This window comes from Desulfoprunum sp., from assembly GCF_053613775.1.
Genome location: NZ_JBSHXH010000004.1, coordinates 786992 through 802772, shown reverse-complemented (window position 1 = coordinate 802772; position 15781 = coordinate 786992). Strand labels below are relative to the sequence as shown.

Annotated in this window: 16 protein-coding genes and 1 pseudogene; 14 read left to right on the top strand and 3 right to left on the bottom strand. The window is 56.7% G+C overall.

Annotated features, from left to right (window positions below):
- Positions 1-142 precede the first annotated feature (142 nt).
- Positions 143-1663, top strand: coding sequence for a sigma-54 interaction domain-containing protein (locus tag ACWGKN_RS07660; RefSeq protein WP_452095318.1), 1521 nt, complete (start codon positions 143-145; stop codon positions 1661-1663).
- Positions 1664-1895: 232 nt separating this feature from the next.
- Here ACWGKN_RS07660 and ACWGKN_RS07655 read toward each other — a convergent pair whose 3' ends face one another.
- Positions 1896-2159: a hypothetical protein gene (locus tag ACWGKN_RS07655; protein WP_452095335.1), complete on the bottom strand. Its 264-nt coding sequence runs from the start codon at positions 2157-2159 to the stop codon at positions 1896-1898.
- Between ACWGKN_RS07655 and ACWGKN_RS07650 the strand changes: the two are divergent.
- From ACWGKN_RS07650 to ACWGKN_RS07590, 13 genes and pseudogenes are all read left to right on the top strand, one after another.
- Positions 2131-2288: pseudogene (locus ACWGKN_RS07650) on the top strand (DUF3309 family protein). The gene ACWGKN_RS07655 and the pseudogene ACWGKN_RS07650 overlap by 29 nt on opposite strands.
- Before the next feature lie 91 nt (positions 2289-2379).
- Positions 2380-3618: an AI-2E family transporter gene (locus ACWGKN_RS07645; protein ID WP_424252939.1), complete on the top strand. Its 1239-nt coding sequence runs from the start codon at positions 2380-2382 to the stop codon at positions 3616-3618.
- 151 nt (positions 3619-3769) lie between these two features.
- The gene (locus tag ACWGKN_RS07640) at positions 3770-4702 is read left to right on the top strand and encodes a hypothetical protein (protein WP_452094981.1); all 933 of its coding nucleotides are present in this window, start codon (positions 3770-3772) and stop codon (positions 4700-4702) included.
- Between the two features lie 402 nt (positions 4703-5104).
- Positions 5105-5725, top strand: a complete 621-nt coding sequence (locus tag ACWGKN_RS07635) for a superoxide dismutase (RefSeq protein ID WP_452094980.1) — start codon at positions 5105-5107, stop codon at positions 5723-5725.
- Between the two features lie 31 nt (positions 5726-5756).
- Positions 5757-8105: a DUF6600 domain-containing protein gene (locus ACWGKN_RS07630; protein ID WP_452094979.1), complete on the top strand. Its 2349-nt coding sequence runs from the start codon at positions 5757-5759 to the stop codon at positions 8103-8105.
- A 920-nt stretch (positions 8106-9025) separates the two neighbouring features.
- Positions 9026-9337: a BON domain-containing protein gene (locus ACWGKN_RS07625; protein WP_424252678.1), complete on the top strand. Its 312-nt coding sequence runs from the start codon at positions 9026-9028 to the stop codon at positions 9335-9337.
- Between the two features lie 186 nt (positions 9338-9523).
- The gene (locus tag ACWGKN_RS07620; protein WP_424252677.1) at positions 9524-9670 is read left to right on the top strand and encodes a lmo0937 family membrane protein; all 147 of its coding nucleotides are present in this window, start codon (positions 9524-9526) and stop codon (positions 9668-9670) included.
- A 126-nt stretch (positions 9671-9796) separates the two neighbouring features.
- Positions 9797-10018, top strand: coding sequence for a hypothetical protein (locus ACWGKN_RS07615; protein ID WP_035233367.1), 222 nt, complete (start codon positions 9797-9799; stop codon positions 10016-10018).
- Positions 10019-10163: 145 nt separating this feature from the next.
- Complete coding sequence (locus tag ACWGKN_RS07610) at positions 10164-10454, top strand: sll1863 family stress response protein (RefSeq protein ID WP_035233369.1); 291 nt, start codon at positions 10164-10166, stop codon at positions 10452-10454.
- Between the two features lie 106 nt (positions 10455-10560).
- Positions 10561-10740: a CsbD family protein gene (locus ACWGKN_RS07605; RefSeq protein WP_035233371.1), complete on the top strand. Its 180-nt coding sequence runs from the start codon at positions 10561-10563 to the stop codon at positions 10738-10740.
- A 396-nt stretch (positions 10741-11136) separates the two neighbouring features.
- Positions 11137-12222 carry an ATP-binding protein gene (locus tag ACWGKN_RS07600; RefSeq protein ID WP_035233373.1) on the top strand — a complete coding sequence of 362 codons (1086 nt, stop codon included), beginning with the start codon at positions 11137-11139 and terminating at the stop codon, positions 12220-12222.
- A gap of 46 nt (positions 12223-12268) precedes the next feature.
- Positions 12269-12634 (top strand): hypothetical protein, encoded by a 366-nt coding sequence (locus ACWGKN_RS07595; protein WP_452094978.1) that lies wholly within the window; start codon positions 12269-12271, stop codon positions 12632-12634.
- 176 nt (positions 12635-12810) lie between these two features.
- Positions 12811-13989, top strand: a complete 1179-nt coding sequence (locus ACWGKN_RS07590) for a hypothetical protein (RefSeq protein WP_452094977.1) — start codon at positions 12811-12813, stop codon at positions 13987-13989.
- Positions 13990-14132: 143 nt separating this feature from the next.
- Here the strand turns inward: ACWGKN_RS07590 and ACWGKN_RS07585 are convergent, their stop codons facing one another.
- Entirely contained in the window at positions 14133-14312 is a 180-nt protein-coding gene (locus tag ACWGKN_RS07585) for a hypothetical protein (protein WP_452094976.1), read from the bottom strand.
- A 99-nt stretch (positions 14313-14411) separates the two neighbouring features.
- Positions 14412-15218, bottom strand: a complete 807-nt coding sequence (locus tag ACWGKN_RS07580; RefSeq protein ID WP_035233383.1) for a BON domain-containing protein — start codon at positions 15216-15218, stop codon at positions 14412-14414.
- Positions 15219-15781: the final 563 nt, after the last annotated feature.

Genomic DNA, 15781 nt, shown 5'->3' with positions numbered 1-15781 from the left:
ATGAGGTTTTTTTCAAGGCACCCTTAAATTCAGCAGTATCATGTGATACTGTAGGATATCTTCTTTTTTCCGGCATATCTGCACATCGCTGCGGATCGTGTCGTGCTGTTACCCCATGAAAAGCAATCAGCCCTCTGGAAAAATGGACAATGTCATCAGGAAAATTGAAGGCGGATCGGCACGATTGCAGACGGTTTTCAAGGTCTTCGGCAACATCCTCGATTCGATCCGTGAACCACTGGTCTTCCTTGATCCTTATCTGCATGTGGTCAAGGCCAATCGATCCTTTTACCAGACCTTCGATGTCAAGCCGGAAGAGACCGAGGGGGTGTTGATCTTCGATCTTGGCAACCGGCAATGGAACATCCCCAAGCTCAGAGAATTGCTGGAAGAGATCCTGCCGCAGAATTCGGTCTTCGACGATCTGGAAGTGGAGCATACCTTCGAGACCATCGGCCGCAAGATCATGCACCTGAATGCCAGGCGAATCTATCAGAAATCCGGCCGGCCCGAACTGATCCTCCTGGCCATCGAAGATGTGACCGAGCGGGAAGATCAGAAAAGGGATCTTGAGGAGCTGGTCGCCAGGCGGACGACCGAACTCATCGTCGCCAAGGAAGAGGCTGAGAAAAGAAAAGACGCGGCCGAGAAGGCCCTTGATGAAATCAAGACGCTGAAGGCCCTGCTGGAAGCGGAAACGGCCTATCTGCGGGATGAGATCAAACTGGAGCACAACCACGAGAAGATCATCGGCCAGAGTGACGGCGTCAAATACGTCCTCTATAAAATCGAGCAGATCGCCAGCAGCGACACCACCGTCCTGGTCCTGGGCGAGACCGGTACCGGCAAGGAGCTGGTCGCCCGGGCCATCCACAACCTGAGCCTGCGCAAAGGCAGGCCTCTGGTCAAGGTCAACTGCGCCGCGCTCCCCGCCAACCTGATCGAAAGCGAGTTGTTCGGTCACGAGAAGGGCGCCTTCACCGGCGCCCAGTCCAGGCATCTCGGGCGCTTCGAAATCGCCGATGGAGCCACCCTTTTTCTCGATGAAATCGGAGAGTTGCCGTTCGACCTGCAGGCGAAGCTGCTGCGAGTGGTCCAGGACGGAGAATTTGAACGGCTGGGCGGTTCCCACACCATCAAGGTCGATGTCCGGATCATTGCCGCCACCAATCGCAATCTGGAGGAGGAGGTCCGCAAGGGCGGCTTCCGCGAGGATCTGTGGTACCGGCTGAACGTCTTCCCCATCACCATGCCGCCGCTGCGGGACCGCCTGGATGACATCCCTCTGCTGGTGGAATTTTATGTCGGCAAGATTGCCAAACGGATGGGCAAGACCATTACCCATATTTCCACCAGCGTCATGAAGGAGCTGCAAGGGTATGGCTGGCCGGGCAACATCCGGGAACTGGAAAACGTCCTGGAACGGGCGGTGATCAACACGTCGGGTCCCAAGCTGCACCTTGCCGATCAACTGAAGAAACCGCCCCGCTATCTCTCCACGGGAACGGACACCCTGGAAGCGGTCGAGAGAAACCACATCCTCCGGGTCCTTGAACAGACCAACTGGAAAGTGAGCGGCCAGAACAGCGCTGCCGAGATCCTGGGGCTTGACCGCAGCACCCTGCGCGCCCGCATGATCAAGCTCGATATCCATAAATCCTGATATCCTCCCCGTTTCATCTGGCGCGCCCACGCCCACCGGCGCTGCCGCCTGAATCCCTTGACGAAGATTGCCGCCGGGGCTTTCCCGCCTCGGCCATCCCGCCCATTTTTTCCACCCGAGATCGTGTCCAGTCAGGCATACCGGTGGACATGCGGTCTCTCTCCCTGCCGGTCGGCACGGCTGCCGCTTTTGCTCCTCATTGCCGCCGGTTGGCCTGCCGCCGGGGGGCTGGTCACATATGACCACCGGTAACGAGTGACCATTTTTCTCCAGTCGCCGATGGCCGCCGGGCCAATCCCATCACTGTAAAATATTCTTCTATTTCGAATTGATAGCCGGCAAGTCGCGGCAGGATATCAAGCTGGCACGGGAAGTGGAATAGAAGCAGTGAACAACAGTTTCCTGCATGGCGCGGGCTGAGCGACGCCATGAAAACAATCAATCCGCTGGAAACAGGAGGATTCATCATGTCAATCGGCACAATTTTACCGATCATTCTGATACTGATACTGGTGGGATCCATCCCTGTCTGGCCGCATAGCCGCTCCTGGGGTACGCACCAAGCGGAGGGATCGACCTGATCCTACTGATCCTGGTGATCCTGTTCCTGCTCGGCAGAATCTAGGCAAGGCATCTTCCGGGCGCAATCCTGCCCGAAAAGATGCCGGAACGGTAAATCTGATCTCCGGTTGCCTTGCGCAAGGAGCAATGGTCAAGTGAACAACAACGACCGAAACGGTATCCCGGCCAACTCCGGGCCAGAGAAGACGCCGCGCTCGATTGCCTTCCATGTGATCCTGGGCGCGGCGCTGCTGGCCTTCATCCAGACGTTCTCGCTGCTTTCTCCCATCCTGTTGTCGTTTTTGCTGGTGCTGCTGATTTCTCTCGCCGTCAATCCGGTGATTTCCCGGATACGGGCCTTGACCGGCGGCAGAAAATTGCCCACGGGATTGATCATGGCCGGGTTGATCGCCGGCATCGCGCTGATGGGTTGGGCCTTGTTCGTTCCGATGAAGGCCTCGATCATCAGCATTTCGGAAGCGGTACCCGGTTACTGGGAACGCCTGCAGAAGCCGCTGATCAAAATGGAGCAACAGGCGGTGCTGTTCGAGAAAAAGCTGCAGGCGGAAGTCAGGACGGAAATCGCCCTGGACGATCCGGCGGCGGCCAGGTTGGAAGCCCACCCCCGCCTGCCTCAGACCGTCCCGGCCAGACCCGCCGAAGCGTCGCCATCTCTTCGCTCCGGTCTGATGGACATGCTGAAGGGCGCCCTCGGCAGTTTCACCGCCGTGGCCTTCAACGGGGCGCAAATCCTGGTCGTTCTGGTGACGGTGTTCTTTGGCGTGGTTTTCATGCTGATGAATCCCCGCCCGATCTTTGGCGCGATGTTCGCCATGTTACCCGAGCGGCACCACGGCCGGGCCCTGGTCATCATGCAGCGCATCGGCAAATCCGTTCCCGCCTGGGCCGGGGCGACAGTGGTGGGAATGGTGACCATCGGCCTGCTGGTATTCCTGCTGATGTGGCCGATCTTCGGTATCATGGATGCGCTGGTCCTGGGGATGACGGCGGCGATGCTGGAAGCGATACCCTTTCTCGGCCCGATCTTCAGCACCGTCCCGGCGATCCTGCTCGCCCTCGGCAAGGGAGGGATGACCCCGCTGTGGGTCCTGATCGCCTACGTCGCCGTGCAGGCCCTGGAAAACAATGTGATCCTTCCTTTCATCATGGCCCGCAGGATGAAACTCCACCCGCTGGCGGTGATCTTTTCCATGCTCCTGTGCGTGGCCGCCTTCGGGGTGCTGGGCGTGCTGGTCGCGGCGCCACTGGTGACAATAATCAGTATTGTCCATAAGGAGCTGTATCGAAAGCACTATCTTCCGACAGTAACGGACGCAGATCTTGACCGACTGGCACGAATCGCCCTGCACGAAAAGCTGTCCGACGACGGGTGATGCGGGCAGGCGAAGGGCGGTTCCATCGATGCGTACGTTCTCACATTTCCTTACACCGTTATGGAGAGCGGATAGAACGGTGAGAACGCCTTGCCGGCAGAAGGAGGAAGCATCACTGAGGCCTGACCCTACTCAATGCATGGAGGACGAAATGAACATCATCGCCTGGTGCACCTGCGCTCTTGTCGGTCTGCTGTTGTGCGGCAATGTCCAGGCGGCGGAACGCAAGGGCATTGCCGCAGTCGGGCTCAGCCGGCTGTCCGGCGCCAGTGCCGGCAACCTGGCCGCGGCCGTCAAAGACAGCGGCTGCCGGCAGTTTGAATTTACCTTCATGCCGTTTTTCAACCCCGGGAATCCGTTCAACAACGTCGATACCCTGCTCGCCATCCCCAACGTCGGCAAGATCGAAACGATCTGCCTCTCCTGGCGCGACGAGGAGGCGATGAACGACGACTGGGAAATTGTCCTGGCCACTCTCGGCAAACGTGCCGGCGAGGTCAATCGCCATCTCAACGGGATACGCCACAAGGTCGAAAAAATCGTGCTGGTGCCGATGCTGGAAGATCAGTGGACCCAGGCCAGGTGGCTGGAGGCCGTGCATATCATCGCCGGGCAACTGGACAGCGGCGACAGGATCTTTTTCCGCCGCTCCGTCAACTCCGGGAGCGACATGCCGCCGACGACGATCGTCGCGCGTCTGAAAAACGGCACGAGCCACACCTTTACCTCGACCCGGCTGGAGGCGCATCGGCTCGACCATGGCGGCAACGCCCAGGTGATCAGCAATGACGGGCGGCTGGTTTTTCAGGACGCCAGGATGTTCGGCAGATACGAGACGAAGGCGGCGCTGGACGATGGTGCCGGCGAATCGAGGTCGCTCGCGGACTGGACTGCCGAGGCCAATGCGACGGCGAAAGTCAGCCTCCTGTGGCGGCCAGGCTACAATCTCTTTACCCGCGCCTACGCCGATAGCCGCATCACCTATCAAAAGCCGGATGAGCCGCTCGAAAAGCGGGCCGACAGCGACAGCGATCCTGCCGTCAACGCCTTTGAGCGGGAAGTCCTCAAGTCGTTCCTGCAATAAGCCGTGTTGCAAATGCATCCGGGATGGCGCAACGGCCACCGTATCCCGGTGCAGCCGAGGGCGACCGCAACCGAGAGCAGGGTCATATCTCACCTCTGGTTGCATATGGCCCAGTGACAATGCCCCTGAGACCCGCCACGGGCATTCCCCCCAGTCAGATTCTTGACGCAATATCATCAATATAGGTGACGAGAATGCGCCTGTCTCCAGCCTGGCATACGGATTGCTTTATTGACAGTGAGCGTCCTTTTTCCCCTGTCCTGTTTTCCCTGTCGAGGCGGTTTCCCCCAATCCGCCTGACATTGCAACGGCCGGTGGACCCGAAACCCCTGGAACAGGGGTGAAATCAACCCGCCGGCAAAAAGCCGGATTCTTCTGCACCCCATATACTGGAGGATTACAATGAACAAGGACAACACTGCAGCCGTTTCTCCCCATGCCCTGCCGCCACTGCCCTACCCGGATAATGCCCTTGCCCCCGTCATCTCGGCCAATACCCTCGGTTTCCACTACGGCAAGCATCACCGGGGATATGTCGACAACCTGAACAAGCTGGTGGCGGGAACGGCATTTGCGGATCTGCCGTTGCTCAAAATCATGAGCGAGACGGCCGGCAAAGCGGACAAGGAAACGATTTTCAACAATGCCGCACAGATATGGAATCACACGTTTTACTGGAACAGCCTGCGGGCGGCGGGAGGTGGCCAACCGCCGGCCCGGCTGAAAGAAAAGATCGAGGCCTCCTTCGGCACCCTGGACGCCTGCAGGGAGGAATTGGCCGCTGCCGCCATGGCCCAGTTCGGCAGCGGCTGGGCCTGGCTGGTACTGGATGGCGGCACGCTCAAGGTGGTCAAAACCGCCAATGCCGAGTTGCCGATGACCGCAGGACGGAAACCGCTCGTCACCATCGACGTGTGGGAACACGCCTACTACCTGGATTACCAGAACCGCCGCCTTGACTATGTCCATGCGGTGTTGGACAAGCTGATCAATTGGGATTTCGCCGCAGAAAATCTTGGCTGAAACCTTTTTCACCTGACACAAGGGAAAAACGATGAAGACATGGCTGAAATGTACGGTGGGTTTGTTTCTGGCGGCGCTGGCAATGGTTTCGCAGGCTTCGGCTGTGAGTCCGCCGGTCATGACGATAGGACGCGTCTACTCAGTCGAAGGGGACCTGCTCCGCTATGTCCCTGCAGACAAGGATTGGGTGGCGATGGTCAACGATGCGCCCTTCGGTGTGGAGGATACATTCTTCTCAGGCAACCAGGGGAGGGCGGAAATGTACGTCCCCAACGGCACCTGGCTGCGAGTCGGTTCCAGCACCCAGGTCCAGTTCATCGCCCTCGACCCGGATCTGTCCGAAGTCGACGTGGCATCGGGGGTAGCCCGGTTCTATAACAAGGGCTCCGAAACGGTGATCAAGGCCACCAGCCCCTTCGGCTACGTCATGGCCTATCCGGGATCGGCCTTCGATTATTACGTCGGTGAAAACTCGGTCGAAGTGGTTGCGGTGAAGGGGACGGTCAGTTTCGTCCACGCGGCAACGGATGCCCGCTACGACGTAACGACAGATTCCCCATCGATCCTTGCGGACGCCAGTCAGGTCGCTTCCGGCGACGGTGTTGTCGATGCCGTCTGGCACCAGTGGAACGTCACCCGGGAAGGCTTCTGGACCGAAAAATCGAGGCTGACGGGGCGCTCGGTCGAATATCTTCCCCCCAGTCTCCGGGACGAGTCGTATGCCCTTGAGGAGAATGGCAGATGGGAAAGCATCCCCTATGAAGGGTCATCGCGCTGGTTCTGGCGGCCCACCACCGTCGCCTCCGGGTGGTCGCCCTTCACCGCCGGCCGCTGGACCGACTGGCATGGAGACCAGGTGTGGATTCCGGCAGAGCCTTTCGGTTACGTCACGCATCATTACGGCAACTGGATGTATGTCGAGGATTCGTGGTATTGGGCACCGCCGGTGGCAGGCAGACGGGCGGGGCTTTCCCTGCTGGACATCGGTTTTTTCTGGTCTCCCGGAAGAGTGTCGTGGATTCACCATGACAGGTATGTCGGGTGGGTGCCATTGGGGCCACGCGAGACCTACTACAGTCACCGCCGCTGGGGAGGCGCCCATGACAGGCTGTATACCGACGACATCGCCCGGATCAATCTCGATATCGATAGTTATGCCTATGCCGGCCGGGCCATCATCGTCCCTCGCGACAATTTCTACCGGGTGGATGATTACAGTGGTGTCCGGGTGCGCGATATCAACTCGACCACGATCATCAACACCTACAGCGCGGCACCGGTGGTCAACAACACTGTGATCAACAATTATCAGACGGACGCCCGGCGGCACACCTTGACCAGCAGAGCGGTAAAGGCCAAGCCTCACGTTTCGGTGCTCGGGCGGATCGAAAACAACGCAACCGTTATACGGCGTGGGAAGAAAGATGACTCTGTCACGGTCCGGAAACAGGTCAGGAATATGAAAGAAGGACATGTCAACCGCGACAGCCGTATCGAAGCGCCAATCAGCACGAACTATATCGTGCCGGCGAGTGAGGTCGACCGGCCGGCATCGGAAATGAGGTTGCAACAGAGGAAAATCAAGGCCGGAGCAAAGTCAGATCAATCGGCAGAGCAGAGACCGGTGCGCCCTGCACGATCGACGCAGCCTGAAGAGCCTGTCGCCAGACCTGAGCGCATGGCGCCGGCGGAATCCAACCAGGGCACGCCATCGCGGCACGCGATAGAAAACCCGAGGCTCCAGCAGCAGGGAAAAGGTCCGACGGCACCCTCCAGGAAAATGCAACCCGGCAAAAACACTGTAGACCAACCCCGGCAGGGCCGACAACCCCGGCAGGAAGTCGAACAGCCGTGGGTTCAGCCGCAGAAGAGGGAACTCGGCGAGAAATCAAAGAACGTCCAACCCGCAGGCAAGGCAGTGGAACAACCACGGCAGAACCGACAACCCGCAGGCAAGGCAGTGGAGCAACCACGGCAGAACCGACAACCCGCAGGCAAGGCAGTGGAACAACCACGGCAGAATAGACAACCACGGCAGGCAGTGGAGCAACCACGGCAGAACCGACAACCCGCAGGCAAGGCAGTGGAGCAACCACGGCAGAACCGACAACCCGCAGGCAAGGCAGTGGAACAACCACGGCAGAACCGACAACCCGCAGGCAAGGCAGTGGAACAACCACGGCAGAACCGACAACCCGCAGGCAAGGCAGTGGAACAACCACGGCAGGGTAAACAGCCGGCAGGGCAGCAAACGGGTAAAGCTCCCGGCAAAAAACAGCAGCAAAGGGAACTGACCGAGGAAGAATTAGAACAAATCAGACTGCAGAAAGCGTTGGAGCAAGAAGGGAATAAGGCACAGGGAAGACCCGGTAAGCACTGAAAAATCAGAACGCGTGAATCATCGAGATGGAAACGGACCGGCGCTGTCCGTGCGGCTGAATTGAAACAGCCGGACTGCTTCCCGGTCAAAAAGAGGGAAGGCTCTCTGCTGAACCGTCGTCGAAAATATCGGCACTGGTGGAAGGGGGCCTTTCCTTTTTGAATATCTTTCCGATCGCGCAGTGTCGAAGTCGCTGTGTTCGCCAAGGCACATCCCAACTATTTGTAGTGAAGCCGGAAGAATGGTTTGCTCTTGCCGCACTTCCCTTTACCGCACATCCTTTAGTACCTGCTACATAGGTGTCCTGAAAACATAAACAACCGTTCGGCACAAGAACTGCAACTCTCTCTGTAATTGAATATCAAAAACCTTCTCTGCCTAACTCAAAAAAGAAGCATAGCACAGCCGTTAAACCACTGCTTCATCCGGCATCACCTCGTACAACCAGGCTCTCATTGCCTGTGAACCGATAACGGCCAGGATATCCGATGTAGAGGTCATATATGGCCACTGGTCGGATATGACCCTGTATGCCATGTCGATCCTGACGGAAAAGGATTCGCCAGCATCAGATATATCCCATAACAACAATGCCATACCTTGTAGTGCGCTGGAGATGACAGCACGGCACGGAGATTGCTTTATACAGCGTAGGGAAGGATGATGCTCTCTTTGCTGTCCAACCCTTCGTTACTGCCACACCGTACGCCGTATGCGTTCAATTCTCTCCATGCTGAAAAGGAACTTCAGTGATGGTGCTGATACGTGACCCGGTTCATCAGATGAACGGTGTCTAACCATTCCGCTGTCACTTCTGAAGGTGAAGAGAGTGCTATCGTGACAACGATCGTCACAGGAACTCCAATGAGAGAGCAACCTTGTGGAGTACAGATTATCACCACTATTATGAGAGGTTAGTCATGAACAGACCAAAGATTTTTTCAGCTTTTCTGTCAATCATCCTGTTGACCATTTTCCTGGGCTGTGCCGCCACGCAGAAACAGGAGGGGACCGGAGAGTATGTCGACGATACGGTCATCACCGCCAAGGTCAAATCTGCAATCATGGGTGACAATTCCCTGAAAGTGACTGAGATCAATGTCGAAACATTCAAGGGGGTGGTGCAGTTAAGCGGCTTCGTCAGTTCCCAGTCCGATATCAACAAGGCTACCGAACTTGCCCGGGGGATCAATGGGGTGAAATCGGTCAAGAATGACATGCGACTCAAGTGATGGCGCTTCGCTCCGGGACCCTGCACTCCTCGGAGCGAGGGCTGCAATCGGACGCCGAAACAACGGCCATGAAAAAGTCCCATATCTTGCTTCGGTCCGCATCCCCACCGGTCGCTGGTCGCTCATACCTTCCACGAATAAGCGGAGAGGGACGAGCGGCTGACCTATCGCAAAAGGAGAACTCCAATGCTTGAAACACTTGCAGTCATACTGGTTATCCTCTGGGTTTTAGGGCTCGTTTCCTCCTACACCATGGGAGGGCTTATTCATCTTCTCCTGGTTATCGCTATCGTGGTGATCCTGGTGCGCGTCATTCAAGGCCGACGTGTTTAGGACATTATGGGCGGCGGATTCGAGCGCCAGGATTGCCTGGGTTCCCGTGCCATCAATGATGGCCGGAAATCCCGGAATTGAGTCGATGAAGGTCTTCCCGGAGTTCGATTCAGCAAAGGAGATGGGATGAACGCAATCAAGATGGGGGCAATGGTACTGGTGGTGTCCGGCTTCCTCGGTTTGCTGTATGGCGGTTTCGACTACACCAGGCAGACCCGGGAGGCAAAACTGGGACCGATTGAGCTGTCCGTCCAGGAAAAGCAAACGGTCAAGGTGCCGGTCTGGGCCAGTGCGGGGGCAATAGTGATCGGCGGCGGGCTGCTGATCGCTGCCACCAGGAAGAGTTAGCCGCGATTCATCCCGGCTCGCATTGTCGACACTGGCTGTTGCCGATTCGAAGGTGGAGGTTTTGCCTCTCCTGAAATGCATTGTGCCGTTTATCTCTGCAGGCAGGCCGAATTTTCCGGATTGATGAGCACAGGAGACACCCCGTATGAGCGAGAAAGATGAATTCACCGAGAAGATTGATGCCGAACTGGAATTGGTACAGGCCAGATTAGACGCGTTGAAGGCTCGGGAAAGGAAGCTTGCAGCCGATGCACAACGCGAACATGCCAGGCAGATTGAGGCCTTGCAGAAGATGGCCGACGCGACCAAGGCCAAACTCAAGGAACTGGCTGAGGCAGATGACGACGGGTGGCATCTGCTCAAGGACGGCGTGGAAAACATCTGGGGCGAGTTGCAGTCTACCCTGCAGAATACAGTCACTACGTTTAAGGAGTGATCACACCTGAATTGTTGTCCCCGACGCGGCGGCGCAGTCCGTTCAGTCCGGCGGTTGAGCGTTACCGGCGCAGTGCAGCAACCAACACGCCAACATGGAGGATCAAATGAAATCAGGCACACAGGACAAAGTTGAAGGCAAGGTACATCAGGTGAAAGGCGCGATCAAAGAGGCAATCGGCAAAGCGACCGATAATAAGGAACTGGAAATCGAAGGCAAGGTCGAAAATCTGGACGGGAAGGTCCAGGAGAAGGTCGGCGAGATCAAAAAGGTAGTGGAAAAGTAGCATCGGGACACTGCGGCCGGGGGGGGCCTGCCTCTGTGGTTTCGGCATCCCGACATGATGCAGCGAATAGCAGGCACCGGGGGTGTTTCACAACCGCAACCGGCCGCATGAAAATCGAAGGACAATTATGGAGAAGGAGCATCAACCATGGGAGACAAAGGCGGCAAGAAGGGCAAGGATAAAAGTCAGAAACAAAGCGATAAAAAGCAAAAACAGAAAGACAAAGACAAGGTCGACAAGCAGCCGAAAAGCAAACTTTCGGCGTGACGGCGTCGTCGGCAGATGGTGATTGGCGCGTAGGTCGCGGCTGCCATTTGTGCGTCTCATAGAGCCCATGGATTCGCGTGCAGCAGTGCATGGACCCGATGACGGCCAAACCCATATGCAAGGAATTTCATGAACGATACCCACCCACCTTCACTCCTGACTCCGGAAGAGTGTACCAAAACCATATTCGAGCTCAGCGGAGTCGAAGTTGAACCGGCTGTCGCCGCTGACCTGTGGGCCAGGATATCGAAGCACAAGTGGCTTCTCTCGGAAAAGCTGGGCAGGGACGTCGGACTGCGGACGGCCTGCATCGATTTCCTCGAAAACACGGAGCAGGCCCCGGAAGAGTACCTGAGCTATCAGCGGAAGACTATTCTCGATGAAATGGGAGCCCAGACCATCGGCCGCGATATGTGGGATACCATCGCCGATTCGCAACCCCCAAAGCGGCTGATCCAGCGAAGGATCATCCTGCCCCTTCTCGAGCAGAACCTGGCCAGCAAACACGGGGTTGTGCCCCCCAAGGCCATCGTTTTTTTCGGCCCCCCCGGCACCGGCAAGACCCATTTCGCCAAGGCGATAGCCGGCGTCCTGTCCTGGCGCTACATCGAGATCGTCCCCAGCATGCTGATGACCGACGGGGTGGAGAAGATCGGCGCCAACCTGCGGGCCGTCATGGAAGAGGCACGGAATCTCGATGAAGTCGTCCTGTTCATCGATGAGTTCGATGAGATCGCCGGCAGTCGTGACACGGCCGACCGTATCGACAAGTCGATTACCAACGAGTTCCTGAAGCAGATTCCTCTCTTCAAGAGCCAGCCGAACAAGATATTGCTCGTCTGCGCCACCAATTACATCCGCGACCTCGATGCCGCCATGCTGCGTCCGGGAAGGTTCGACTGCATCATTCCGGTCGGGGGCCTGGACAGGGAGGGGCGGGCAACCATCCTCGAACACTATCTCGCCACACTCAATACCGGCCGGATCGATCTCGATCTCCTGGTCGAGTTGACCATCGGCTTCACTCCTGCCGATATCCAGTATCTCTTCCAGCAGGTGGCCCTTGCTGCCTTCGAGCAGGAACTTGCCAGCCGCAATGATTACCTGGTGACCGCGGCCACCTTCATTGACCTCGCACCAAAGGTTCTTCCGTCTTTAAGTGCTGAGATGATTTCAGAATTTGAAAAAGACAGCATCAATTTTTCGCGGGTATGACACCGTGGACCCGGCACCGGCCGATCTCAGATAAGGGGGTATGTTTATGAAAAATGCAATCTGCGCCGCTCTCGTTGTTGCCGGCGCCTTGCTGTTCCAGGTTCCAGCGGCCTATGCCGCCGAATGTTCCGGGTCATGGCAGGTCCTGCCGAATTATAAACCCGGAAGTGGCGGTGTCTGCGCCGCCATCGGCCTGAACACCAATCAACCGACCTGTCAGCGCGGCCAGCGTTTCGCCACCTATTGCGACGATGCCTCCGGCGGCCGCTACCGGGTCTGCCAGAGCAATGTGCCCTGCGGACAGGAGCGGCACAGAGATCGCCAATACAACGAGAGATACCGGGATGACCGGCAGGATTACAGAGGAGAGCGCTATCCCGACTCCGGCGATGGCAACCGGAATAACTGGTGAAACCAGGCTTCCGCAAACACCCCGTCCGAAGTTTTCAGCCGGCCTGGTATAGTGCAGGACGTTGATCATTATTGCATGACGGCTCTGGTCTGGGGCTGGCAGGCATGTGGTTGTGCCCGATGACGGGCATAGAGAGAAGTCAGGATACCAACCCACCACACAAGGAGAAAAGAGAGATGAAGAAACACGTATTGCTGGCAGTGGGGATATTTCTGGTCGTGGCGTGCTCGTCGTCCGCCTTTGCTGCCGTATCGCTGAAACGACTGGGGGATCACCCGTTTTATCGTCAGACCATGACCTCGGAGGCAGACCTTCGGACCATGGTTGATCAGAACGGCGCCGATCTGGAGTCCGGGTTTGTCAAGGCCGGTAACCCGGAATTGTATCCGGAGTTCAAGCGTCAGTTCCCGACGGCCAAGATTGAAACCATCCAGATTGCCCCCGGGGAACGGTTCGACTGGATGCTCTTCAAGAAAAACGGCACCGGTCCGGTCACGGCAATCAAGGATGTGACCTGGGAGGGCGAGGCAGCCTTCGATGCCTACAGGTTCTACATCGACAAGGATGGCCAGCGGTACCAGTTCATCGTTCCCGCAGTCTGCGGCAACGTCACCCTGAGCAATGTCGAGGCGATTCCGCAGCCTGACAACCAGAGCCCGGTCTGCACCATGAACCTGTCCACCACCGAGTTCAAATGCGGCCAGGTGGTCACTGTCGACGCGAGCGGTTCTACCGATGCCGATGGCACCATCGCCAGGGTGGTCTTCCGCCTGCTGGATGCCTCCGACCAGGTGGTGAGCGAGAAAATCGACACGGAAGCCCCCTATGTCCAGGAGTTTACCATCCCCTGTGAGTCTTCCCAGTATACGGTCACCGCTGTGGTGATCGACAATACCGGTGCCGAATCAAGGCCGGCCGATTGTCGGCAGACCATGCAGGTCGCGGAACGCAAGGGAGGACCGGTGGTCGATATCGGCTACGCCCATCAGTTCGATCCGGCCAACTATGTCTTCGCCCGAGTCGGCTATGAGTATCCCTTGACGGAAAAACTCTCCGTGCTGGGAATGGTCGGAGGGTTTGCCCGTTTTGAGGGCGACGATGGCGAAGACGCTGCCTTCATTGCCGATGCCCTGCTCAATTACTACTTCAACGACAAGCTGTACATGGGTGGCGGGCTCGGTTTCTGGTCCGGAAACGATGGCGAGATCGATCTGATTCTCAACATGGGATACCTGATTCACGAGACAGCAGCCGGCATGAAGACCTCGCTCTTTGTCGAAGGACGCTGCTATGCCGAAGAACTGATTTCCAGCGATGCGAGCCGTCTGGGCGTGGGCCTGCGCTTCCAGTTCTAAGCGAGAAAAGAGTACTACGTAAAAAAACCCGGAAGAGACAGAGCCCATTCGGCGCATAAGAGACGGGCTCTGTCTCTCGGTCCGAGGCCAGCCTTGTCGGACGATACACTGTGCAATGTATCGTCCTCAACCCATCCAGCACCCTATTTTTTATCAACAACCTCGGCATGACCATGTTTGCCTGCATCGGTTACATTGACATCTTCGACCGTGGCTTGGATGTCTGAACCGCTCTCCATGACTTTTTTGGCCATGGTCGCTTCGAGATTGCCCTTGACTTGGTGGACTTTGTCTTTTACTTTGCCCTTCTTTCCTGGTTTCATCGCCTATTCTCCTTCTGGGTTGAGGTTGAGTAAGGTAAATGGAGGATCTTCCGAGATCTGTCGGAGGACCGCCACGCAGGTGGCAACAGGTTTCTATTTTCATTGGTCGTGGAACACGGTTCTTTCGACGGTCATGTTGTTGAACACCATCTTGACCCCGTGAACGTCGATCACCAGTTGTGTTATCAGGTATTTTTCAGGCCAATTCCTGGCCTTGCCTTCCAGTTTGACCACGCCGTCTTTCGTTTCGACGCCGATATCGAGTGCGCTCGTCGAGTGATGATACAGCAGTGTCGTCTTGACCAGGGCAGTGATGGAGGCATCATCGATGGCCTCTCCAACGGCCATTGGCGTCCAGGCCATAGGTTTGTGGTCTGCCTTGGGGGTGGTGGTGAGCACCGAAATTTCATTGATCACCTTTCTGACACCTTGAACGTCCCGGGCATACTTGCAGATCAATTTCTTCTGGGCCGCACTGGCGGCCGCTCCACGCAGGGTCACGGTGCTATCCCTGGCGCTGATCTCGATCGCATCGGCATCGATGTTCTGATGAAACCACAGTATCGATTTCACCCGGGAAACGAGCCGGGCATCGGAATGCTGTTCAGGGATCTGTCCATGTTCTTTCAGTCTGATTTCAACCTGTTGGACGCCCGGCAGGCTGGCAACTGTTTCCCGGGCCAGTACTTTGTGGGATTCGTCCGTAACCGTCCCGGTCAAGGTGACGACACCATGCTCGTACAGCATATGGATGTCATCGCCTTTGAGAAAGGACTTGAAAACATAGGATTTTCTGGCAGTTGCTTCAATGTAGTCATGCGGCCTGGGTGCAGACAGAGGGCGATTGAGGGAAAACAATGCAGCCACAGATTCTATCAGATCCAGACGAAGGGTTGGTTTTCTCATGGCGTAGTGCTCCTTTCTCCGAGGTCCATTTCGTCAACATTGATGGAATATCTTTTCCGGGGGCCAAAACGTACAACGCGCGATTCCTCCTCATTCTCCCTCTGACAATGAACTTCCACTGGCACTTAATGAGAATGTATCTGCAATTACTCGATAACCTTGAATTTGCAAACATTGTGCCAGCACTTCAACCTGTGGCAGAAAGTTGCCATCATCCCGATTTGAAGGGATAAAGCATCGAGCAAAAACTCCATCGTGGCCACGAGCAGGAGGCTGAAAACGGTCACATGTCACCGGTGGCGATATATGACCCTCGCCAGCTCTCCCTCGCACCTGTCGCTGTTGCGCGCAATGCCACCCCGATTGCCAGCGGTCCGGAAAGGGTCAGATATGGTCAGAGGTTGAATGCAACCTATTTCACAGGGGTAACGACGATGGCCAGACGAGGCTATTTGCTATATTTTATTCATATAATACAGCTACATAAAATCGATAAACGACATACGGACAACCTGGCACAATAATTGGAACTCTCTGGACAGCTGAACAAGAAACGTCCATCA